The following is a 22,025-nucleotide window of genomic DNA, read 5'->3' on the forward strand; positions in this document are numbered from 1 at the left end:
CCTCCACCATGCTCATACACATGGCGGGGGCCGACGGCCGCACTGCGGCACAGCCGGTCTCCGCAACCGCGTTCAGAACTTTGATGGCGGCCTTCCCGGCCGGAGTCGCCGTGGTGACCGCTGCCGACGAAGACGGACAGCAGTACGGCATGACCTGTACCGCCGTCTCCAGCGTGTCGGTCAGCCCTCCCACGCTACTGGTCTGCATACAGCATTCCAGCCGCACCCTCGGCGTCCTCACCAGGACCGGCAGCTTCGCGGTGAACCTGCTGTGCGACCGGGCACGCGCGGTCGCCGAACTGTTCGCCAGCCGGGGCCCGGACCGCTTCGAGCACGTGACGTGGACGGCGCGGCCGGGCTGCGGCGGCCCGCATCTCGCACATGACGCGCACTCCGTCGCCGACTGCAGGGTCACCCGTTCGGTGACCGTTGGCGATCACGTCGTCGTGTTCGGCGAGGTCTTCAGGGTCACCGCCGAGGACGATGAACGACCGCGCCCGCTGGTCTACGGAATGCGTGAGTACTGGTCCCTCGGCCACACAGGCGCCGCACCGGATGACGCCACCCCCTTGTCGGGCCCATCAGCGACCCCGGACACGGAGAGGTACAAATGACCAGCTATGGGATATCGCTGCTGCCGGACACTCTCCCGCAACAGCGCAGCGCCAAGGATTACTACGCCAACCTGCTGGCGGTGTCCCAACTGTCCGAGGACCTCGGACTCGACTACGTCAAAATGACCGAGCACTACCTGCACTCCTACGGCGGGTACTGCCCCGATCCGCTCGCGTTCCTGTCGGCGGTCGCGGCCCGCACCAGCAGGATCCGGTTGATGACCGGGGGCATCCAGGCCTCCTTCCACCACCCGATCCAGCTCGCGGCGCGTACCGCTCAGCTCGACGCGCTCAGCGGCGGTCGGCTGGACGTCGGCTTCGCGCGTGCCTTCCTGCCTTACGAGTTCGACTCCTTCGGTATAGACATGGACAGCAGCACGGAGCGTTTCCGTGCCACCGTGGACGCCGTGGTCCGACTGTGGACCGAACCCGATGCGAGCGAGGACACGCCGTTCTTCCGCTACCGGGACGCGAACTCACTGCCGCTCCCGACTCAGGACCCGCATCCCCCGGTGTGGGCCGCCGCGCTCCTGACCCGCTCCAGCTTCGAGTGGATCGGGGACTCCGGTTACAACCTCCTGATCGCCTCGGCGCCCAGCCGTGAGCAGGTGGAGCAGGTGCGCGAGATGATCGAGCTGTACCGGAGGAGGTTCGCCGCAGCGCCGGCGAACGCCGGAAAGCAGCCCCGGGTCGCAATCAGCGTCGCGCTGTACCTGGCCGACTCGGATGAGGAAGCGGTGGAGCAGGGCACCGTGGCGCTGCGCCGTCACTGGGACACGTTCGGCTCGGCCGCAGCCGCGTGGCGCAGCCGTACCTCCACGTCATACCAGGGGTACCGCGAGGCCGTGGTGGACAAGCACCGGGCCGGTCCGAGCGAGGCCGCCGGCCTGGCGGTGATCGGCTCGCCCGACAGCGCCGTCAAGCAACTGCGGCAGATCGAGGATGAACTGGGGGCGGACATCGTCCTGTTCCAGCTCGACTACGGCCAGCAGCCCCTGGAGACGATGGAGCGCAGCTTGAAGCTGTTCGCGTCGGAGGTCCGCCCCTACCTGGGCAGGACGCGGTGACCCGGAGGCCGGTCGGCCGCACGGTGCCGGAACTGTTCGAGGCACAGGCGGCGCGCACTCCGGACGCGCCGGCGCTCCTGTACAAGGACACCTCGCTCACCTACCGCGCTCTCAACGAGCGCGCCAACCAGCTGGCGCGGCTGCTGATCGACCGGGGCGTGGGCCCGGACCACCTGGTCGCGCTCGCCGTGCCACGTTCCCCCGAGCTGGTGGTGGCACTGCTGGCGATCCTCAAGGCGGGCGGCGCCTATCTGCCACTCGATCCTCGCTATCCGTCGGCACGCAAGGCGTTCATGATCCAGGACGCCGCCCCCAGGTTGCTCGTGCGTGCCGGAGCGGGCTCGGTCGAGGGGGTGGAGCTGGACGAGATCGTGCTCGACACCGAGGCGTGCGCCGAGGCCTGCTCCCGGCATGGCGGCACGGACGTGACCGACGCCGAACGCTCGAAGCCGCTGTCGGACCTGCACCTGATGTACATCATCTACACCTCCGGCTCCACCGGGACGCCGAAGGGCGTCGCGGTCACGCACGAGGGCGTCGCCGACCTGGTCGCCACCCAGGCGGACCGTTTCCGGCCGGCTCCCGGCGACCGGGTGCTGGCCTGGGCCTCGGTCAGCTTCGACGCGGGCTTCTGGGACATCGCGCTAGCCCTGCTGCATGGGGGCACCCTGGTCCTGGCCGACGATGAGGACCTGCTGCCGGGCGACGCCCTGCACGAGACCCTGCTCAAGTACGAGGTCGACCACGCGGTGCTGCCTCCGGCGGCGTTGAGTGTCACGGACAGCCGGGAGGTGCTGGCCGGGGGCACGATCATGTCGACCGGTGACGCCTGTACCCCGGCACTGGTGCGGACCTGGGCAGCGGGCCGTCGCATGTTCAACGGCTACGGCCCCACCGAGGTGACGGTCGGCTGTACCATCGCCGGCCCGATCACGGAGGCGGACGGCGTCGGTATCGGTGTCCCGTGGACCGGGACCCGGGTCTATGTGCTCGACGAGCACCTGCGGCCCGTACCTGACGGCGAGGAGGGCGAGCTGTACCTGGCCGGCACCGGGCTGGCCCGCGGCTACGTGGGCCGTCCGGGGCTGACCGCGGCACGGTTCCTGCCGGACCCCTTCGGGCCGCCCGGCAGCCGCATGTACCGCTCCGGCGACCGCGGACGCCGGGACACCGCCGGCCGCTTCCACTTCGCAGGCCGGGCCGACGGACAGGTGAAACTGCGGGGATTCCGCGTCGAACTGGGCGAGATCGAGGCCTTCCTCACCGAGCAGCCGGACATCGATCTGGCCGCGGTGCTCGTCGAGGGAGAACTCGCCGACGCCCGGCTGGTGGCGTACATCACCGCCCGTCCCGGCACCGTCGTCGACTCCCCCGGCCTGCGGGCTCGACTGGCCGCCGCCCTTCCGGAGTTCATGGTGCCGACGCGCATCGAGGTACTCGACGCTTTTCCCACGCTGCCCAACGGGAAGATCGACCGAAGCGCCCTGGCGGCCCGAGGCGGTACAGCCGCGCCGGAGCGGACCGGCACCTCCCGGAAGGGCTCTCCGGAGGACCGGCTGTACGACGCGGTCGCCCGGCTGCTCGGCGTGCCGAAGGCCGATCCCGAGGCGAACTTCTTCGACCTCGGCGGCAATTCCCTGCTTGCCGGCCGGCTCATCGGCTCGCTGCGCGAGGAGTTGGGCGTGCGCGTGCCCATCCGGGTGGTTCTCAAGGCGCGCGACCTGCGGGAGATCGCCCACTCCCTGGACGGGTGACACACCAAGGACGGCCGCACCGGGGACCGCGGCCCGGTGCGGCAAGGAATGGAGAGTTACGTGACTGAACAACTGGTCCACTTCCCGATCCTCAAGGACCCGGCCTGTCCCTTCGATCCGGCGCCCACCCTCCGCGCGCTCGGCGACCCCGTCCGGGTCAGGCTCTGGGACGGCAGCACCCCGTGGCTCATCACCGGATACGATCTCGGACGCAAGCTCCTGGTGGATCCCCGGGTCAGCGCCGATTCGTCCAGGCCCGGCTATCCACACTTCGACCTGGGCAGCCGAGAGCGGCGCAAGGACGGTCGCTCGTTCGTCGCCATAGACGACCCCGAGCACGCCCGCCAGCGCCGCATGGTCTCGTCGCCGTTCGCCATCCGGAACGTCGAGGCGCTCAGGGGCGATGTCACCGATATCGTGAGCGGGCTCATCGACGACCTCCTCGCCGGGCCCAACCCGACCGACCTCGTCAGCCGGTTCGCATTTCCCACCTCCACCCAGGTCATCTGCCGGATGCTCGGGGTGCCTTACGCCGACCACGAGTTCTTCCAGGAACAGAGCACTCTGATGCTGCACCGGGACAGCTCCCCCGAGATGGTGGTCGGCGCCCAGGAGTCGCTGCGCGGCTATCTCAGGGAATTGATCGACCGGCAGGCCAAGGAGCCCGGGGACGGCCTGATCTCCTCGGTGATCGAGACCCAGGTGCGCACCGGCGAGCTGAGCCCCGAGCAACTGTCGTACATCTCCATGACCTTGTTGGTCGCCGGTCTGGAGACGACCGGGAACATGATCGCCCTGGGCACTCTGGCCCTGCTGCGCAACCCCGACCAGCTCGCCCTCCTGCGGGAGACCGAGGACCGGACGCTCATCAACCGTGCGGTCGACGAACTGCTGCGCTACCTCAACATCTCGCACTCCGGCCGTCGGCGTGTGGCCGTTGAGGACATCGCCGTCGGGGACATCACCATCCGCGCCGGAGAGGGGATCATCCTCGCCAGCGAACTGGCCAACCGTGACCCGGAGAACTTCCCCGAACCCGACTGCCTGGACATCACCCGAGACGCCCAGCACCACCTGGCCTTCGGCTTCGGCCCCCACCACTGCCTCGGCCGCCCGCTGGCCACCCTCGAACTGCAGGTCGTGTACGGCACGCTCTACCGACGCATCCCCACCCTGCGCCTCGCCACCGACTTCGCGGACGTCCCGTTCAAGTACGACGGCGTGGCCTACGGCGTCCGTGAGCTTCCGGTGGCCTGGTAGCCGGGCCCTGTGTCCGCTCTGTCTCAGGAGGAGCCATTCATGCGCGACTCGCGCACGTCCGTACCGGTGGCGAACAGCGGCATCGTGGTGGTCGGGGCGGGGCTGGCCGGTCCGGTCGCCGCGATCTACCTGGCTCGGCGATTCGGCCAGGTCACCGTTCTGGAACGGCATGCCGACTCCCGGCATGTCGCGGCCAGGCAGAGCCGGTCCCTGATGGTGATCCTCTCGGACCGAGGGTGGCGCGTGCTGCGCGAACTCGGCCTGGAAGAGGCTGTGCGCCGGATCTGTGTTCCGCTCTCGGCCCGGTGCGGTCATCTGCCGGACGGCAGCACCGTAGTGACCCCCTACAGCCGTGACCGAGCGCCGATCTGGGCGGTCGAACGGCACAGGCTGCACCGCCTCCTCCTGGACGCGGCCGAGGCCGAGCCGGGAGTGAGCCTTCATTTCGAGCGTTCGGTCCTCGCCGTCGACCTGAAGGCACCAAAACTTCTTGTCAGGGCGGGCACCGCCGAACGGTGGATCCCGTGCCGGCACGTCCTCGGCTGCGACGGCGCTCATTCGGTGGTCCGTGCCGCGCTGGTCGATCACGGTGCTCATGAGCAGGTGAGCACCCTCGAGCTGGCCTACCAGGAGATCGTCCTCGACCTGCCCTCCTGCGATCGCGAGCTCATGCACTACTGGCCGGCCGGCGACGCCCTCTTCGGGGCCTTCCCACTCGTCTCCTCCCCGCTGTTCGCGGGTTCGGTCTTCTTCCGGAAGGAGGGTCCCCGGCCCTCATACGCCGTCGCGTCCGACGGCCGCGCGCGGGCCCGGCAGTTCACCGACGTCTTTCCGAGCCTGGCCGTCGGCATCCCGGACCTGGAGGAGCAGTTGGAGACCAAGCCGGTCTCCTTCGTGCGGCTCACCCGCTGCGACACATGGGCCTCGGGTGACCGGGCCGTACTCGTCGGCGACTCCTGCCATGCGATGGCCCCCTTCATGGGTCAGGGCATGAACTGCGCTTTCGAGGACGTCCGTGCGCTGGTGAGCCACCTGGACCGGGAGGGTGACTGGCAGCGGGCGTTCGCGGCGTACGAACGGATCCGGAAGAACGACGGCGACGCGATCGCCGACATCTCCTACCAGCACTACCGGACGATGTCCCGTCTGCCGGACCCCCAGCAGGAGGCCGAGGAGGCCGTGGCCCGACGGCTGGTGGCCCTGATGCCGGACCGGTTCGTTCCGCTCTACGAGCGCTGCGCGTTCAGCGAGGAGAGCTACAGCTCGGCGCTGACCGAGGAACGCAGGCTGCGGGAACTCGCCCGGCGGATCCTCAGTCGCCACGGCTCCACCGCCGCCGACCTGCCCGATCAGCAACTACGCGCGTCCGTACCGGCTCAGTGAGTCGTCGCCGTGCACTTGCCGAGTTCATACAAGTGAAGTCATCCAAGAGGGAATGCCAGGAGGGCACAGTGATTCTGGTCGCGTTCAGGTCGCGTTTCTCCGAACAGGTCGACAACGCATACGGAACAACGGAAGAGCACCTGGCCAAGAAGGTGCGGGAGATGGCCGGCGACGACCTCGTCCATCTCAAGAACTACACGGCTGACGACGGCGAGCGTCTGGCTCTGGTGTGGTGGCGGAACCCCGAGACCCTGGAAAAGTGGCGCAACGACCCCGAGCACCAGGATGCCCAGCGGCTCGGCCGCGACAAGTGGTACGAGTTCTTCGAGCTCAGCATCGCCGAGGTCGTCCGCACCAGTTCCAGCAAGGGCCCCGAGGAGTACCCGGCCGCCTGAGCGAGGTACCGCCACTCACATCGCGGCGACCACGGCACCGGTCACCTGCCGGGTGCTCAGTGAGCCTCCGAGGTCCGGGGTGACCCGTCCGGCCGCGATCGAGGCGGCGACTGCCGCCTCGATCGCGGCCGCCTCGGACTCGTATCCCAGATGCCGTAGGAGCAGCCCGGTCGTCAGCAGACAGGCGAAGGGGTTCGCTATGCCCTTCCCCGCGATGTCCGGCGCTGAGCCGTGCACCGGTTCGAACAGCCCGAAACCCGTCTCGGGGTTGAGACTCGCCGACGGTGCCAGACCGATCCCACCGACCAGCGCGGCGGCCAGGTCGCTGAGAATGTCGCCATACGAATTGCTTGCCACGATGACGTCGAAGCGATCCGGTTCGGTGACGAGCTTCATCGCGGCGGCGTCGATGTAGAGGTGCCGGGTGGCCGTCCCGGGGTGACGTTCCGCAGTTCGCCGCCAGCACTCCTGCCACAACCGGCCGCCGGCCCGTACCGCGTTGGCCTTGTCGACGAGGCACACCTCGCGGCGGGCCGTGGCGAACGCGAAATCCAGGATCCTGGAGACGCCGTGCCAGGTATTGACGTCTGCGTCGATGGCCACCTCATGCGGCGAGGACGTACGCAGGTTGCCGCCGATGCCGCTGTAGAGCCCCTCGGTGTTCTCTCGGACGATCACACAGTCGAGCGTGCGGCTTGTCGAGGCCCGCAGCGCGCTGAGCCGGTCGTGCCACAGCCGGACTGGCCGGTAGTTGGCGTACAGGTCGAACGACTGCCGCAGGCGCATCAGCACACCGCGCACGTAGTCCGTTTCCTCCAGATCAGGCTGTCCGATGGCCCCCAGCAGGACGGCGGAACCCGCGGCTACGCGCGCCAGATCCGTCTCACTCATCGCCAGGCCTTCGCGGCGGTACCGGTCAGCGCCGATCTGGTCGAGGACGTCGACCGACAGGCCGACACCGAGCGTGTCCAGCACCTGAAGAGCGCACTCGACCACTTCGGGACCGATGCCGTCGCCGGGGATGACAGTGATGGAAGCCAACGGGTCACCCTTTCTGGAGCCGGAAAAGGGAGCATCCGCCGACCGCTCCAGGATGCCGGTCCGGCGTACGGCCAGGCTAGGTGCCGCCCCCCTCGCCCACCCCCGGTTCTGTCACGGTTCATTCACCACCGGGCCCGGACTCCCTGGGTCCCTCGCACGCCTTAGGGTCGCTTCCAGGTGGGCAGCGCTTGTCGAAAACCAGCTCAGGGGGGGTCGCCCGCCCCTGAGCTCCAGGGACTTTTCAGGGACTTCCAGCGCTGTCCGAGGGACTTCCGAGGGACTTTCCGCCGCGTGACGCGGCAAGCCCTCGAAAGATCAGAAAGGGCCTCCGACGCAGGTCAGAAGCCATTTCCCAGGTAAAGCCGCAGGTGGCGGCAGACGAGTCGGGCTGTACGCCGGGTTCTGTTCCGGGGGGTCCTCGCGGGCCCTCCGGCGACGGCCATCCATCTAGGGCCGGTGTTGCCACCGGTCTCGTGCGGTCTACCCGCGGACTCGGGCGGGCAGCCCTCGAACGTCCGCGCAGGGCGCCTTTCACAGCGCCCCTCTTGACCTTGCTCCGGGTGGGGTTTACCTAGCTGCCCAGGTCACCCTGGGCACTGGTGGTCTCTTACACCACCGTTTCACCCTTACCGAGGACCGAGGTCCCCGGCGGTTTGTTTTCTGTGGCACTGTCCCGCGGGTCACCCCGGGTGGCCGTTAGCCACCACCCTGCCCTGTGGAGCCCGGACGTTCCTCGGGAAGCCCCCTAGGGGACTCCACGCGGCCGTCCGCCCGGCTCGTCTGCCGTGTCGACCATGGTACCGGGCGGGGCGGGTGGTTCTGTCCCTGCGGTCAGAGGAAGTCCGTGGTGTCCAGTTCGAAGGCGAAGGGCTCGGGCAGGGACAGTGGGTCACCGAAAGAACGTTTGAGGAGCTGCAGGTAGTCATCCTTCTGGGGCTCGCTGAACAGCGTCACCATGGCGGTCTCACGGTCGACCAGCAGGTAGAGGGGGATGCCTCCACGGGCATAGCACCGGCGTTTGACCTCTCGGTCGGCCTCGGGCTTGGTGGAGGTCACCTCCAAGACCATGGCGACGCCGTCGCAGGGCATCCAGGAGTCGGCATTCCCGAAGAGATCGAGCTCCATGGCGCCGAACGTGACGTCCGGGATCGCGTGGTTCTTCGGGCACGCGCCCCCACTCGCCAGTTTCAGGCCCTTGTTCCCCGAGAAGTCCATGTCGACGCGGGACCGCTTGATCACTTGCCTCACGACCCGGCTGATGTACTTCTCGTGGTCCCCGTCCGGCGGCGGCGTCACGACGATCTCCCCCTCGATCAGTTCGGCCCGGAAGCCCTCCGGGGTGTCGAGGGACAGGAAGATGTCCAGCAGGCCCTCGGCCGGCGTGGTGGGCTCATGGGTCACGGCAGTCATGTCACGCCCCTCCTTCGGTCGGTCGCCAGACTGGGACATCCCAAGATCACCTGTCCATGAGATCGGGAACCGTTCCCTCGATCGTGGCACACGGGGGCAGGCCTCGTCAGGCCGACTCGACCCACCCGTCCGCCTGGGTGGGCTGCGGTGCCGACCGGGTGGCCGGGGGCTCAGGCTGCCGTGTTCCGGCCGCCGTGGCCAGGACCGATCCCGCCAGGATCAGCGCGAAGGCCACCCCGATGGCGGGGGTCAGCGGCTCGTCCAGGAAGACCGAACCGGCCGCCACCGCGACCGCCGGGTTGACGTACGTGATCACCGAGGACCGGACCGGGCCCACCTCCTTGATCAGCTCCAGGAAGGCGACGAAGGCGACCGCCGTGCAGATGGCGCCGAGGCCCGCGAGGGCGGCGAGGGCCCGGCCCGGGGGGACGGCGGCGGGCCAGGTGGCCGCGGCGGCGGGGGCGTAGAGGAGGGCGGTGAGAGCCAGGCAGGGGGTGATGAGGTGGAGGGTGGGGAGGTCCTTCATGCGGCGTGCCGCTATCAGGGGTGCCGTCGCGTAGCCGAGGACCGTGACCAGCACCTCGGCCAGGGAGCGGGCGTCGCCGCCGGTCAGGTGCGGGACGGTGAGCACGCCGACCCCGGCGAGGCCGACGCCCAGTCCGGTCAGCCGCCGTGCGCTCAGCCGTTCGGTGTCGCCGAAGAGCCGGGCCGCGACCACCCCGGCGATCGGGACGCCCGCGATCAGCAGGCCGGCCGTGGAGCTGGAGAGGTGCCGTTCGGCGTCGGTGAGGGTGAGCCAGGGGCCCGCGATCTCCAGGGACGCGAAGGCCAGCATGGGCCGCCAGTGGTCGCGTACGTTCCGGGCCAGGCCCTTCTGGCGCAGGGCGAAGGGGAGCAGGAGGGCGGCGCCGAGCGCGCAGCGCGTGAACACCACCATGGTCGGGGACACCGTGTCCACCGCCACTTTGATCATCAGATAGGGGATGCCCCAGATCACTCCCATGAGGGAGAACAGGAACCAGCCGCGTGGAGTCATGCCGTCAGTTTCGGGGCGGTCGCCGCGCCCCGTCTTGAACGCTGTTGCGGTACGCCGCCGGGGTCACCCCCAGCACCCGGCGGAACCAGCGGGTGAGGTGGGCCTGGTCGGCGAAGCCGACGAGCGATGCCACCTCGGCGGGGCGCAGGCCGGTCTCCAGCAGCCGGCGGGCCCGGGCGACCCGGTACTGGGCCAGCCAGGCGTACGGCGGCACGCCCATCGTCGTGCGGAAGGCGCGCAGGAGCTGGTACCGGGACATGTCCAGTCCGGCCGCCAGGTCGGCCAGGGACGGTGGGGCGAGGAGTTCGTCGGCGAGGCGGTCGCGTACGACCTGCGCGATCCGGTCGGCACCGGGCACGGTGTCGTTCGCAGCGCGGGCCGTGGAGTGGCGGCGGGCCAGCGCGGTGAGCAGCCAGGGGAGGCGGGACTCGGCCTCCAACGGGTCGGGGCAGGAGCTGAGTTCGGTGTGCGTGACGTGCAGGGCCGTGGACAGTTCGGGGTCGTCCAGGACCGCCTCGCGGAAGTGCGGCAGGCCGCCGAGGATGCCGTCGGTGAGAAGGGACGTGTCGGCGTACAGGGCCCGGTAGGCGTAGCCGTCGGAGGCGTCGGCGGGGCCGCCGGTGTGTATCTCGCCGGGGGCGAGGACGACGATGGAGCCCGGGCCCGAACGGATCAGCCCGCCCCGGTAGTCGATGACCTCGCAGCCACCGGTGGTGACGCCGATGGTGTACTCGTCGTGCGCGTGCGGGGCGTAGACGTGCGTGTCGAAGCAGGCCGTCAGGAGGTCCAGTACCGGACCGCGGCGGCCTAGTCGTGCCCTGGTCCACGTCGCCTGCTCGTGTTCCCCCACTGTGCCCCCCCTTGTCGTCTAGGGATGCAACGCCTTGAGGCCGTGTTTCCATGCCGCCGACAGGTCCGCGTCCTCGGGGAACCGGCCATGGATCTCCAGGATCACCATGCCGTGCGCGAAGGCCCAGACGGCGCGGGCCAGGTCCAGGTCTCCGCCGCAGGCCCGCAGCAGGGGCAGTGCGGCGCGGTCCTCGAGGCCGGCGGGGAGTTCGGCGTGCGGCAGGGGGCGTTCCGTGGCCAGGCGGTAGAGGTGCGGGTGGGCGAGGGCGTGGTCCCGGTAGGCCGTGGCCAGCGCTTCCAGGGAGCCGGGGGCGCGGGACTCGGCGGCCTCCAGGGCTTCGGCCGACTCGGTGAGCAACTGCGCGACCAGTTCGACCTCGACGGCGTGCTTGTCGGGGAAGTGCTTGTAGAGGGAGGGGGCCTTGATGCCGAGCCGGTCGGCGAGGGTCCGCATGGTGAGCAGGGCGGGGCCGGACTCCTCGAGGAGGTCGCGGGCGGCCGCGACGATCTCCCTGGCCCTCGGGGTCAGTCGTTCAGCCACGCTGGAAGCCCTCCTTCGTCCGCAGCCCGTACCCGAAGGCGCGATCGTACGAGATGTGGGCGAGCCAGCCGCACAGTGCCGCGAAGGCGGGGGCCCAGGCGACGGGGGTGACCGTGTAGAGCGCCATGAGCGTGAGGGGGACCAGCGCCCTGTGCATCGCGTTGTAGTACGGCACCGCGCGGGGCGCCAGCTGCCCCTTCGCCATGCGGGGCGCGTCGTCGAGGGCGACCAGGAAGGTGAGGTCGGGCAGTACGAGGAAGAGTACGGCCAGGGCGCCCGCGAGCCAGCCGTGGTTCACCGCCTCCAGCACCGCGAAGGCGGACCAGAACAGGGCGCCGGCGAGCCAGGCCGTGCGGCGCAGGACGGTGTGGGCGGTGAGCGAGGTGCGGGACGGTACGGACGTGGTCGCACTCGTACTGGTCATGCTGCTGCCTCCTGGGCCCGGACGACGTTCAGCTAACGCCGTTAGCCACTAACGGTATGACTAACGGCGTTAGCCGTCAAGGGTCGGGAGGCTACGTCGCCACCCGCTCCAGGGCGTCGAACGCCACCCCCAGCCGGAGCCGGTGCCCCTCGGCCACCTCGTCCACCGGGTCACCCGCGAGCAGGCGCCGCGCGGAGGTGACGTAGACCGTGCGGTACGCGGCGACCGTCAGCGCCGCGAGCAGCTCCGGATCGCCGGCACCCGCCTCCGCGAAGGCTCCGGCGAGCGCCTCCTCCAGCTCCTCCACCCCTTCCCGGGCACGGGCCCTGAGGCCGGGCGAGTCGGCGACGACCCGCCAGAAGGCCGCGAAACCGTCACCCACCCCGCCCAACGGGTGCCGCTGGTCGAGGAGTTCGAGGGCGAGGCGGCGCAGCGCGGCCAGCGGGGCCTCGCCGGGACCGCGCCGCCGCACGGCTCCGGTGAAGGTCTCGACGGCCTCCGGGATGCGGTCGAGGAACAGGTCCTCCTTGCGCGGGAAGTAGTTGAAGACGGTCATGGCGGAGACACCCGCGGCCCGGGCGACCTCCGCGACGGTCACCCGGTCGAAGCCGTGCTGCGCGAACAGTCCGGTCGCGATGTCGGAGATCCGCTGCCGGGTCTGCCGCTTCTTGCGCTCCCGCAAGGGGAGTTCGGCCTCCCGGACCTCCTGGCCCGCTTGCCCTTCCCGGCCCTCCCGGCCTTCCCGGCCCTCGCGACCTTCCCGGAACTCCAGGCCTTCCCGGTCTTCCTGGTCATCGATCACAGGAAAACTATAGCGAGCCAAAATTTTTAGTGACTACAGTGAAGTTCATGACGACGACGGATTACGACGTGGTGGTGGCCGGCGCAGGTCCGGTGGGGCTCTTCCTCGGCTGCGAGTTACGGCTCGGCGGTGCGCGTGTGCTGGTCGTGGAGCGGCTGACCGAGGTGGACGAGACGATCAAGGCGGGGTCGATCAACACGCCCAGCGCGGTGGCGTTCTACCGGCGGGGGCTGCTGCCCGAACTGGCGGCCGTGTGGGAGAAGATCATGGGCGGGCTGCGGGCCTTCGCGCGGGCCCGGGGCGACGGCGGCGAACCGCGCCTGCCCCCGAAGTTCGCCGGGCACTTCGCCGGGATCATGATGAGCGCCGACCTGTTCGACGACGCCGACCCGGCTTTCGCCGACGTCGGTCCGGCCGGTGAGGCCGGCCTGGGCGTACCGCAGGCGGAGCTGGAACGGATCCTCGCCGCCCACGCCGAGAAGCTGGGCGTCGAGGTGCGCAGGGGCGTGGAGCTGACCGGGTTCACGGACGACGGGGGCGGGGTGACCGTGGCCCTGGCCCCCGCCGGCGGATCCGCGCCCGAGGAGGTCCGCGCCGGCTGGCTGGTCGGCTGTGACGGCGGCCGCAGCACGGTCCGCAAGCTCGCCGGGTTCGACTTCCCCGGTACCCCGCCGGAGATCACCGGCTACCAGGCGGTGGTGGACATGACCGGCGCCGAGAGACTGGGCACGGGCTGGAACACCACCGACACGGGCACGTACGTCAACGGTCCCTTCCCGGGGCGCGTCCTCACGGTGGAGTTCGACGGGCCGCCCGCCGACCGCTCCTCCCCCGTGACCACGGAGGAGCTGCAGGCCGCCCTGCGCCGGGTGTCCGGCGTCCCCGAAGTGACCGTGCACAAGGTGCGCTCCGTCACCCGCTTCACCGACAACGCCCGCCAGGCGACCACCTACCGCAAGGGCCGGGTCCTGCTCGCGGGTGACGCCGCGCACGTGCACTCCCCGTTCGGCGGGCAGGGGCTCAACCTGGGCATCGGGGACGCGATGAACCTCGGCTGGAAACTCGCCGCCGTGGCACGCGGCCGCGCCCCGGAGACCCTGCTGGACTCCTACACCGCGGAGCGGCATCCGATCGGCGCCTGGGTGCTCGACTGGACGCGCGCCCAGATCGCCCTGATGCGACCCGACCGGCACGCCCGCGCCCTGCGCCGGGTGGTCACCGACCTCGCGCTGACGACCACCGGCACCACCTACCTCGTCAAGCAGATCTCCGGCGTCTGGCAGCACTACGACCTGCCCGGCGACCACCCCCTGACCGGCCACAGCGCCCCCGACCTCGACCTCGCGGACGGCACCCGCCTCGGCGACCACCTCCACACCGGGCGCGCCCTCCTGCTCGACCTCACCGACGACCCCGCACTGCGGGCCCGCGCCGACGGCTACGCCGGCCTGGTGGACGTCGTCACCACCACCTGCCCCGCCCGCCCGGACCTCGCGGCCCTGCTGGTACGGCCGGACGGTTTCGTGGCGTGGGCGTCGGACGGGGGCGAGGAGATCTCCGGGACCTCCCTGGCCGAGGCCCTGGAGCGCTGGTTCGGCGCGGCGGCACTTCCCGCCCGACCTGAGACATCCACGACCTGAGACATCCGCGACCTGACACATCCCCGACCTGACACATCCCCGCTCCGGCACTTGACCCTGACGCGGCGTCAACGTCTGTACTGCTGTCATGCGGATCGGAGAACTCGCCGCCGCGGTCGGCGTCACGACACGTACCGTGCGGCACTACCACCACCTCGGCCTGCTCCCCGAACCGGAGCGCCTGGCGAACGGATACCGGCACTACACCCTCCGGCACGCCGTCGTCCTCGCCCGGATCCGGCGGCTGACGGAGCTCGGGCTCGGGCTGGCCGAGGTGCGGGACGTGCTCGCGGACGACGCCGGCAAGGACCTCGTCGAGGTGCTCACCGAACTCGACGAGGACCTGGCCCGTCAGGAAGCGGAGCTGCGCCGGCGCCGGGCGCGGCTGCGGGGGCTCCTGGAGCACGGGGAGCTGCCCGCCGAAGGCCCGGTCTCGACCGAACTGGCCTCCCTTTTCAGTGGGATGGGTGACCCGTCGGACTCGCCGATGGCGGCCAAGGACCGGGAGATCCTCACGCTGCTCGACACCGCCGCTCCGGCCGAGGCGCGGGAGCGGTTGTTCACCGCGCTGCGCGGCGCCCTCGGCTCGCCGGACGTCCTGGCGCGGGCCCAGGAGGCGTACGCACTGCTCGACCGGCTCGAGGACGCCGAGCGGGACGACCCGAGGGTGGCGGAGGCGGCCCGGGCGCTGGCGGCGTGCATCCCGCCGGAGCTGGTCTCCGAGGTGCCCGTGGACCACGACAACGCGTTTCTGCGCGCCGTCTGCGCCGACATGGCCCCGGCCCAGGCGGAGGCGGTCCGCCGCGTGCTGCGAACCCTCACGGAGGGGCGGCCATGAGGGCGGCCCGCACCCTGGTCCGACACGAGGCGCGGCTGCTGGCGAGCCTGGCGCTGTGGCCGGCCCGGCGGCGTACCGGTACGGCCGACGGCCAGGTCTTCGGGTATGCGCGGGGACAGGGCCCGACGATGGCCGGGCTCGCCTTCGTGTGCGTGATCGAGACGTTCACCATGTCCGTGCTGCTGCGCCACTGGCCGACCCCGCACGGGGTGGTGCTGGCCCTGGACGCCTACACCGTGGTGTTCGTCGTCGCCCTGCACGCGGCCTGTGTGGTCCACCCGCATGTGCTGACGGCCGACGCCCTGCGCGTCCGCCACGGGGTCCACGTCGACCTCTTCATACCCCTGGAGACGATCAAGGACGTACGGCGCGAGGAGCGCTTCACCCAGGAGCACGCCCCCGGCCGACTGGATGTCGCGGTCGGCTCCCGCACGTCGGTCACCGTTGAACTGGCGCAGCCCGTACGGCACATGACGCTGCTCGGCCGCCGCCGCGAGGTGACCGTGGTCCGGCTGCACGCCGACGACGCCGACGCCCTGGTGCGCGAGCTCACCCGGGCGGGGCGGCCGTAGGCGGGGCGGCTCGGGGGCAGCCCGTACGCTGGCCCGGAGCTCGAGAGAAGGAGTACCCCGTGCTTGTCCTGCTGCCGCCCTCCGAAGGCAAGGCCCCCTCCGGGCGTGGCGCCCCGTTGAAGCTGGAGTCCCTGTCCCTGCCCGGGCTGAACGCCGCGCGTGAGGCCGTGCTCGGCGAGTTGGTCGAACTGTGCTCCGGTGACGAGGACAAGGCGCGCGAGGTGCTCGGGCTGAGCGAGGGACTGCGCGGCGAGGTGGCCAAGAACGCGGGCCTGCGTGCCGCCGGCGCCCGGCCGGCGGGCGCGATCTACACGGGGGTGCTGTACGACGCCCTGGACCTGGCCTCCCTGGACGCCGCCGCCAAACGGAGGGCCGCCCGGTCGCTGCTGGTGTTCTCGGGGCTGTGGGGCGCGGTCCGCGTGACGGACCGGATCCCTTCCTACCGGTGCTCGATGGGCGTGAAGCTGCCGGGACTGGGTGCGCTCGGCGCGTACTGGCGTACGCCGATGGCGGAGGTGCTGCCCGAGGTGGCGGGGAGCGGACTGGTGCTGGACCTGCGGTCCGCCGCCTACGCGGCCGCCTGGAAGCCGACGGGGGAGGTCGCCGGGCGGACCGCGACCGTGCGTGTGCTGCACGCGCCGACCCGGAAGGTGGTCAGCCACTTCAACAAGGCGACGAAGGGCCGGATCGTGCGCGGCCTGCTGTCGGCCGGGGCGGCGCCCGCGAACCCCGCCGAGCTGGTGGCGGCGCTCCGGGACCTGGGGTACGTGGTGGAAGCGGAGGCTCCGGCCGGGGCGGGCCGGCCGTGGGCGCTGGACGTGCTGGTGACGGAGGTCCACTGACCCGAGGAGCACATTGCAGCATGCGCAACGCCCTTTGCGCATGCTGCAAGCCGCGGGCACGATGAGCGCATGACCTCAGCCCGGCCCTCCTCCCCGGCCGTCTCCCCGCTGGACATCGCGCCCGTCCTGCCCGTGGTGGTGGTGTCCGACGCCGCCGACGCCGTACCGCTGGCGCGGGCGCTGGTGGCCGGCGGACTGGCCGCGATCGAGGTGACCCTGCGGACGCCCGCGGCGCTCCGGGCGATCCGGGCGATCTCCGACGCGGTGCCGGACGCGGTGGTCGGGGCGGGCACGGTGCTGACGCCGGGGCAGGTGACGGAGTGCGTGGCCGCGGGGGCCCGGTTCCTGGTCAGCCCCGGCTGGACGGACCTGCTGCTGGGGGCGATGCGGGCGTCCGGTGTGCCGTTCCTGCCGGGGGTGTCGACGGCCTCCGAGGTGGTGGCGCTGCTCGAGCGCGGGGTGCGGGAGATGAAGTTCTTCCCGGCGCAGGCGGCGGGCGGTACGGCGTATCTGCGGTCGCTGGCCGGTCCGTTGCCGCAGGCGCGCTTCTGCCCCACGGGCGGCATCGGGCCGGACAACGCCCAGGAGTACCTGTCCCTGCCCAACGTCGGCTGTGTAGGCGGCACCTGGATGGTCCCGGCGGACGCCGTCGCGGCCCGTGACTGGGCGCGGGTGGAAGAGCTGGCGCGGGGCGCCGCCGGGCTCAGGGACGCAGATGGGACGTGTCGTTGAACAGCCGTACGCTCGCGTTGCCGTCCGCGTAGTACGCCACCGCCGACAGCGACGCCGCCGACAGTTCCATGCGGAACAGCGACTCCGGCGGGGCGCCGAGGGCGAGGCGGACGAACGTCTTGATCGGGGTGACGTGCGTGACCAGCAGGACCGTGCGGCCCGCGTGGGCCGCGACCAGCTTGTCGCGGGCGGCGGCGATCCGGACCGCGGTGGCCGCGAAGCTCTCGCCGCCACCGGTCGGTTCGGCGTCCGGGTCGGCGAGCCAGGCGTTCAGGTCGTCCGGGTAGCGCTCCCGCACCTCGCCGAAGGTGAGGCCCTCCCAGGCGCCGAAGTCGGTCTCGCGCAGCCCGTCGTCGACCGTCACCTCGAGCCCGAGCCGGGCGGCGACGATCCCCGCGGTCTCGCGGGTGCGGGTGAGCGGGGAGGCGACGACCGCCTGGATCGTGCCGCGCCGCGCGAGGGCGGTCGCGACCCGCTCGGCCTGCTCCCGCCCGACCGCGGAGAGGGAGGGATCGGTGCCGCCGCTGCCGGAGAACCGCTTCTGCGGGGTCAACGGCGTCTCCCCGTGCCGCAACAGCACGAAGGTCGCGGGCGCACCGAGATCAGCGGGCGCCGACCAGCCGGTGGCGGGCGTGGCGCCGGTTGCCGGGGTCGTGCCGCCGGAAGCGGCTGGGGCGGGTACGGCGGAAGCGTCAGGAGCGGTCCCACCGGAAGCGGCGGGGGCGGTCCCACCGGAAGCAGCGCGGACGTTCCCGCTGGCAGCGGTAGGGGCGGTCCCGTACGCGGTGCCCGCGGCGGTTCCGCCCGGGCCGGCCGCCGGAACACCGGCCCCTTCGGCCCGGACCGGCGCGACCGGGTCCGGGCGGGGCTCCTCGAGGCCCGGGGTGCGGTCGCCGGAGGCGAGGGTGCGGGCGGCGTTCACGTCGGCGTCGGCGGGTGCCGCGTCCGGTGCCGGCGGTGCCGCGTCCCGGCCCGCCGCCAGTGCCGCGCGGGCGCGTGCCGCCCCCGCCGCCGCGTCCCCGGGCGGGCCCTCCGGGAGCCGGGGGCCGGTGTCCAGCGCCGCGCGGGACGTGGACGGGGACCACTGCTCGCCCCTGGCGCCCGCGTCCATCGCCTCGTTGGCCAGGCGGTCGGCGTGCTTGTTGCGTTCGCGGGGGATCCACTCGTAGGTGACCCGGCCGGGCGGGAAGACCCGGGCCGCCTCCGCGGCCAGGGGCTTCATGTCGGGGTGCTTGATCTTCCAGCGTCCCGACATCTGCTCGACGACGAGCTTGGAGTCCATGCGGACCCGTACCCGGGCGGCGGGGTCGAGGGCGTGGGCGGCGCGCAGGCCTGCCAGGAGGCCACGGTACTCGGCCACGTTGTTGGTGGCGGTGCCGAGGTACTCCGCCGCCTCGGCCAGGGTCTCCCCCGTCGTGGCGTCGCTGACGACGGCCCCGTATCCGGCCGGTCCGGGGTTGCCCCGCGACCCGCCGTCGGCCTCGACCATGAACTCCCGCACCGCCAGGCTCCTACAGGCCGGACTCTGCGGTGCGCACCAGGATGCGGCGGCAGTTCTCGCAGCGCACCACCGTGTCGGGCGCGGCCGAGCGGATCTCGCTCAGCTCGGTGATCGCGAGCTCCTGCCGGCAGCCCTGGCAGGTGCGCTGGTACAGCTTGGCCGCGCCGATCCCGCCCTGCTGCTCGCGGAGCTTGTCGTACAGCTTGAGCAGGTCCGCGGGAACCGAGGCCGCGACGACCCCGCGCTCCTTGGTCACCGAGGCCACCTCGGCGTCGATCTCCTGCGCGGCGGCGTCCCGGCGCGCGGTCGCGTCGTCGGTCTTCGCCTGGACGGAGGCCACCCGCTCGGTGAGCTCGCCGACCCGCTCCTGGGCGGACTCGCGGCGCTCCATGACCTCGAGGACGACGTCCTCCAGGTCGCTCTGCCGCTTGCCCAGCGAGACGATCTCCCGCTGGAGGTTCTCCAGGTCCTTGGGGCTGGTCACCGCCCCGGAGTCCAGGCGCTGCTGGTCGCGGGCGGCACGCTGGCGCACCTGGTCCACGTCCTGCTCGGCCTTGGTCTGCTCACGGGCGGTGTCGCTCTCCTCGGTCTGCGCGGCCACGAGCAGGTCGCGCAGCTGGGTCAGGTCCTTGGACAGCGACTCGATCTCGGCGTGCTCGGGCAGCGTCCGGCGCTTGTGCGCCAGCTGCTGGAGGCGGACGTCGAGGGCCTGGACGTCGAGGAGACGGATCTGGTCGGCGGGCGCGGCGTTCAGTTGGGGGCTCCCATGGTGCTAGAGGTCGTGACGGACGCCGCGTGGGCGGTCCAGGGGTCGGTGACCGCCTTGGAGACGTGGACGCGCAGGTCCCAGTCGTGACGGTCGGAGATTTCGTCGAGCTGGGCGGCGGCCAGCTCGCACCAGGGCCATTCGGTGGCCCAGTGTGCCGCGTCGAGCAGCGCGAGCGGAGCGGGGGCGAGGGCCGCGGTGAACTCCGAGGCCGGGTGGTGGCGCAGGTCCGCGGTGAGGAAGGCGTCCACGCCGGCCGCCCGGACGTGGTCGAAGAGGCTGTCGCCGGAGCCGCCGCTCACCGCGACCGTGCGCACGGTCGCCTCGGGGTCGCCGGCCACCCGGATGCCCTGCGCGGTGGCGGGCAGCCGTTCGGCGGCGCGGGCCGCGAACTCACGGACGGTGACGGGGTGGTCGAGTGCGCAGATCCGGCCGAGGCCCCGGCGGCCCTCCGGGTCGGCCGGGTCCGGTACGAGGGGCCGCACGACCCGCAGGTCCAGCGCCCCGGCGAGTGCGTCGCTGACGCCCGGGTCGGCCGTGTCGGCGTTGGTGTGGGCGACGTGCAGCGCGATGTCGTTCTTGATCAGGGTGTGCACGACCCGGCCCTTGAAGGTGGAGGCCGCGACCGTGGTCGTACCGCGCAGATAGAGCGGGTGGTGGGTGACCAGCAGGTCGGCGCCCCGTTTCACCGCCTCGTCGACGACCTCCTGGACCGGGTCGACGGCGAACAGGACCCGCGTGACCTCCTGGTCGGGGTCGCCCACCACGGTGCCGACCGCGTCCCAGGACTCGGCCCGCTCGGCGGGCCACAGGGTCTCCAGGGCGGCGATGACTTCAGACAGACGGGGCACGGGGAAAAGGCTACCTGGCTGTTCGGCACGGGTGTACCGCCTTCCGCCCCACCGGTCCCGGACAGCACATCGGTCCGCGCCCGCTCAGGGGAACCGGCGCGCCGTACCCCGTACGTGTGAAGCGAGTGCCTGCCGGTCCCCCGTCTGCGCGTACGAAAACTAGCTTCGTCACTGGAGGTGACCGAACGATGACTGCCTGTGCGATCGAACCTTCGGCGACCGGGGCGTACGACGCGACGTCGCGGACGGACTGCGCCATCACCGTGGACGGTGTCTACGCCGCCCGGCTCGCGGCGGCCGGTGACTGCTGGTTCCCGGAGCGCTGGACGCTGGACGGGTCCGAGCCGTACGCGGTGCCGCTGCCCGGCAACCAGCCGGAGGAGCCCGGCACCGAGGTCCAGCCGATGAGTGACGGGCGGGTGCTCGTCCACCGGCTGGTGGAGCGGCGGCACGCCTTCTCGCTGCTGTACCCGACCGGGCCCGGCACCGGCGAGTTGCCGCTCGGCGCGGTGGAGTGCCAGGAGCGGGGCACCCGGGTGCGTCTGCTGCCCCCGGCGCCGGGCGGCGAGCGGGCGTACGCCCTGGCGGTGGGCCGGTACACGACCGCGGTGTGGCTGGTGGCGGGCGGCGCCTGCGGGCCCGAGCAGCTCGCCGAGGTCCCCGGGCGCTGCTCGGGCGGCGTCTGGCTGGACCGCGCCGGGCGCCTGCTGGCCGTGGACCGGGAGATCGGGGGGCGGACCAAGGCGGTGGTGGTGGATCTGGAGCGGGGCGGCGAGGTGTCGCCGCTGCTGCAGATCACCGCCGAGAGCGACGACCGGCTGCTGCTCGCCGACCCCGACAGCGGGCTGCTGCTGATCTCCTCGGACGCGCCGTCCCCGGGGCAGGAACGGTTGGCCTGGGGCGTCCTGGGCAGCACGCTGCCGGTGCGCTTCCCGGAGTGCCTGCGGGTGCCCGACTGCGCCGTGACTCCGTTCTCCATCCAGCCGGGGCAGGTGCTGACGCCGGAGCACTGCGCGGTGGCCCTGCGGATGGACGGGCCGCTGGGCCGCTGGGTCGGCGTGTGGCGGCCCGCGGAACGGCAGGTGCACCACCTGCGGGCGCCGGAGGGCTGGCTGGCGGGGGCCGGGCTGTGGACGGCGGAGGGGGTGCTGCGGCTGCCGTACGTCACCCGGGACGTGCCGTGCGGTGTGGCGGGGGTGCCGGCACCCCCGCGAACCGCCGTCGCCCCGGGCCCGCGGCCGGCGGGACCGGAGCCCGAGAAACCGGTTGTCGTCCGTCCGGTGCCGTTGCAGCAAGCGCCGTTGGGACGTGTTGTAACGAACTAGTGCCGGTTGGCGTGCCCGCCTGGATTCGACCCGAGGTGTGCCGGTTAGACTCGCCCGGCTGTACGAAAGATCATGTTGACGGGGTGAATTCTTCCGATGAGCGACGCCAGCACGTCCCAGCCGCTGCCTGGGGACCTTCAGGAGTCCGACGGTCACGGCAAGCACCGGGGCCCGGTCTCCGTCCAAGACGGCGAGACGGCGCCTCGCGGTCGGCACCGCAAGCCGGAGCCGGCCGAGAGCGCGGCCGCCTGACGGTCCGCCGGAAGGGCCCGCCCCCCGATCGGGGGGCGGGCCCTTCCGCATGCTCGCACTCACGCGTTCGTCTGCGCACGTGCGTCTGCGCATGTTCCTCTGCGCGTGTTCGTCTGTGCGTGTTCGTCTG

23 protein-coding genes and 1 other RNA gene are annotated in these 22,025 nt (G+C 71.8%); 13 read left to right on the forward strand and 11 right to left on the reverse strand.

Annotated features, from left to right (window positions below):
* The first annotated feature begins 8 nt into the window (after positions 1 to 8).
* From ACWC21_RS37190 to ACWC21_RS37215, 6 genes are all read left to right on the forward strand, one after another.
* The gene (locus tag ACWC21_RS37190) at positions 9 to 614 is read left to right on the forward strand and encodes a flavin reductase family protein (RefSeq protein WP_450888636.1); all 606 of its coding nucleotides are present in this window, start codon (positions 9 to 11) and stop codon (positions 612 to 614) included.
* Complete coding sequence (locus ACWC21_RS37195; protein WP_450888637.1) at positions 611 to 1,681, forward strand: LLM class flavin-dependent oxidoreductase; 1,071 nt, start codon at positions 611 to 613, stop codon at positions 1,679 to 1,681. The genes ACWC21_RS37190 and ACWC21_RS37195 overlap by 4 nt, the downstream gene beginning before the upstream one ends.
* On the forward strand, positions 1,678 to 3,435 hold the full coding sequence (locus ACWC21_RS37200; protein ID WP_450888639.1) for a non-ribosomal peptide synthetase: 1,758 nt from the start codon (positions 1,678 to 1,680) through the stop codon (positions 3,433 to 3,435). Before ACWC21_RS37195 ends, ACWC21_RS37200 begins: the two co-directional genes overlap by 4 nt.
* A 48-nt stretch (positions 3,436 to 3,483) precedes the next feature.
* Positions 3,484 to 4,695, forward strand: coding sequence for a cytochrome P450 (locus tag ACWC21_RS37205; protein WP_450888641.1), 1,212 nt, complete (start codon positions 3,484 to 3,486; stop codon positions 4,693 to 4,695).
* A 39-nt stretch (positions 4,696 to 4,734) separates the two neighbouring features.
* Positions 4,735 to 6,078, forward strand: a complete 1,344-nt coding sequence (locus tag ACWC21_RS37210; protein ID WP_450888643.1) for an FAD-dependent oxidoreductase — start codon at positions 4,735 to 4,737, stop codon at positions 6,076 to 6,078.
* 68 nt (positions 6,079 to 6,146) lie between these two features.
* Positions 6,147 to 6,473: an antibiotic biosynthesis monooxygenase family protein gene (locus ACWC21_RS37215; protein WP_450888645.1), complete on the forward strand. Its 327-nt coding sequence runs from the start codon at positions 6,147 to 6,149 to the stop codon at positions 6,471 to 6,473.
* 15 nt (positions 6,474 to 6,488) lie between these two features.
* Here the strand turns inward: ACWC21_RS37215 and ACWC21_RS37220 are convergent, their stop codons facing one another.
* From ACWC21_RS37220 to ACWC21_RS37255, 8 genes are all read right to left on the reverse strand, one after another.
* A complete protein-coding gene (locus ACWC21_RS37220) occupies positions 6,489 to 7,514 on the reverse strand; it encodes an isocitrate/isopropylmalate dehydrogenase family protein (RefSeq protein WP_450888647.1) in 1,026 nt (341 codons plus the stop codon).
* Positions 7,515 to 7,889: 375 nt separating this feature from the next.
* Positions 7,890 to 8,293: RNase P RNA component class A (gene rnpB / locus ACWC21_RS37225), an RNA gene on the reverse strand.
* A gap of 52 nt (positions 8,294 to 8,345) precedes the next feature.
* Entirely contained in the window at positions 8,346 to 8,924 is a 579-nt protein-coding gene (locus ACWC21_RS37230) for a Uma2 family endonuclease (RefSeq protein WP_450888648.1), read from the reverse strand.
* 106 nt (positions 8,925 to 9,030) lie between these two features.
* Entirely contained in the window at positions 9,031 to 9,960 is a 930-nt protein-coding gene (locus ACWC21_RS37235; RefSeq protein WP_450888650.1) for a DMT family transporter, read from the reverse strand.
* A gap of 4 nt (positions 9,961 to 9,964) precedes the next feature.
* Positions 9,965 to 10,810 (reverse strand): helix-turn-helix domain-containing protein, encoded by an 846-nt coding sequence (locus ACWC21_RS37240; protein ID WP_450888652.1) that lies wholly within the window; start codon positions 10,808 to 10,810, stop codon positions 9,965 to 9,967.
* A gap of 18 nt (positions 10,811 to 10,828) precedes the next feature.
* Positions 10,829 to 11,338 (reverse strand): TetR/AcrR family transcriptional regulator, encoded by a 510-nt coding sequence (locus ACWC21_RS37245; RefSeq protein WP_450888689.1) that lies wholly within the window; start codon positions 11,336 to 11,338, stop codon positions 10,829 to 10,831.
* A 4-nt stretch (positions 11,339 to 11,342) separates the two neighbouring features.
* Entirely contained in the window at positions 11,343 to 11,774 is a 432-nt protein-coding gene (locus ACWC21_RS37250) for a DUF4260 family protein (protein ID WP_450888654.1), read from the reverse strand.
* Between the two features lie 91 nt (positions 11,775 to 11,865).
* A complete protein-coding gene (locus ACWC21_RS37255; protein ID WP_450888691.1) occupies positions 11,866 to 12,456 on the reverse strand; it encodes a TetR/AcrR family transcriptional regulator in 591 nt (196 codons plus the stop codon).
* 167 nt (positions 12,457 to 12,623) lie between these two features.
* Here ACWC21_RS37255 and ACWC21_RS37260 point away from each other — a divergent pair, with 167 nt between their 5' ends.
* From ACWC21_RS37260 to eda, 5 genes are all read left to right on the forward strand, one after another.
* On the forward strand, positions 12,624 to 14,216 hold the full coding sequence (locus ACWC21_RS37260; protein WP_450888656.1) for an FAD-dependent monooxygenase: 1,593 nt from the start codon (positions 12,624 to 12,626) through the stop codon (positions 14,214 to 14,216).
* 88 nt (positions 14,217 to 14,304) lie between these two features.
* A complete protein-coding gene (locus ACWC21_RS37265) occupies positions 14,305 to 15,054 on the forward strand; it encodes a MerR family transcriptional regulator (RefSeq protein WP_450888658.1) in 750 nt (249 codons plus the stop codon).
* Entirely contained in the window at positions 15,051 to 15,626 is a 576-nt protein-coding gene (locus ACWC21_RS37270) for a hypothetical protein (protein ID WP_450888660.1), read from the forward strand. The genes ACWC21_RS37265 and ACWC21_RS37270 overlap by 4 nt, the downstream gene beginning before the upstream one ends.
* Before the next feature lie 59 nt (positions 15,627 to 15,685).
* On the forward strand, positions 15,686 to 16,468 hold the full coding sequence (gene yaaA / locus ACWC21_RS37275; protein WP_450888661.1) for a peroxide stress protein YaaA: 783 nt from the start codon (positions 15,686 to 15,688) through the stop codon (positions 16,466 to 16,468).
* Between the two features lie 69 nt (positions 16,469 to 16,537).
* On the forward strand, positions 16,538 to 17,200 hold the full coding sequence (gene eda / locus ACWC21_RS37280; protein ID WP_450888663.1) for a bifunctional 4-hydroxy-2-oxoglutarate aldolase/2-dehydro-3-deoxy-phosphogluconate aldolase: 663 nt from the start codon (positions 16,538 to 16,540) through the stop codon (positions 17,198 to 17,200).
* On the opposite strand, the gene ACWC21_RS37285 is transcribed toward eda, so the two are convergent.
* From ACWC21_RS37285 to ACWC21_RS37295, 3 genes are read right to left on the reverse strand one after another with little or no spacing between them, the layout of a single operon-like run.
* The gene (locus ACWC21_RS37285; protein ID WP_450888664.1) at positions 17,172 to 18,701 is read right to left on the reverse strand and encodes a bifunctional RNase H/acid phosphatase; all 1,530 of its coding nucleotides are present in this window, start codon (positions 18,699 to 18,701) and stop codon (positions 17,172 to 17,174) included. The two genes, eda and ACWC21_RS37285, sit on opposite strands and share 29 nt — an antisense overlap.
* Positions 18,702 to 18,711: 10 nt before the next feature.
* Complete coding sequence (locus tag ACWC21_RS37290) at positions 18,712 to 19,455, reverse strand: zinc ribbon domain-containing protein (RefSeq protein ID WP_450888692.1); 744 nt, start codon at positions 19,453 to 19,455, stop codon at positions 18,712 to 18,714.
* Entirely contained in the window at positions 19,452 to 20,318 is an 867-nt protein-coding gene (locus ACWC21_RS37295; RefSeq protein ID WP_450888666.1) for a Nif3-like dinuclear metal center hexameric protein, read from the reverse strand. The genes ACWC21_RS37290 and ACWC21_RS37295 overlap by 4 nt, the downstream gene beginning before the upstream one ends.
* A 188-nt stretch (positions 20,319 to 20,506) precedes the next feature.
* Here ACWC21_RS37295 and ACWC21_RS37300 point away from each other — a divergent pair, with 188 nt between their 5' ends.
* Entirely contained in the window at positions 20,507 to 21,643 is a 1,137-nt protein-coding gene (locus ACWC21_RS37300; RefSeq protein ID WP_450888668.1) for a hypothetical protein, read from the forward strand.
* Between the two features lie 96 nt (positions 21,644 to 21,739).
* The gene (locus ACWC21_RS37305; protein ID WP_450888670.1) at positions 21,740 to 21,895 is read left to right on the forward strand and encodes a hypothetical protein; all 156 of its coding nucleotides are present in this window, start codon (positions 21,740 to 21,742) and stop codon (positions 21,893 to 21,895) included.
* Positions 21,896 to 22,025 lie beyond the last annotated feature (130 nt).

It is taken from the genome of Streptomyces sp. NPDC001348 (genome assembly GCF_053597535.1).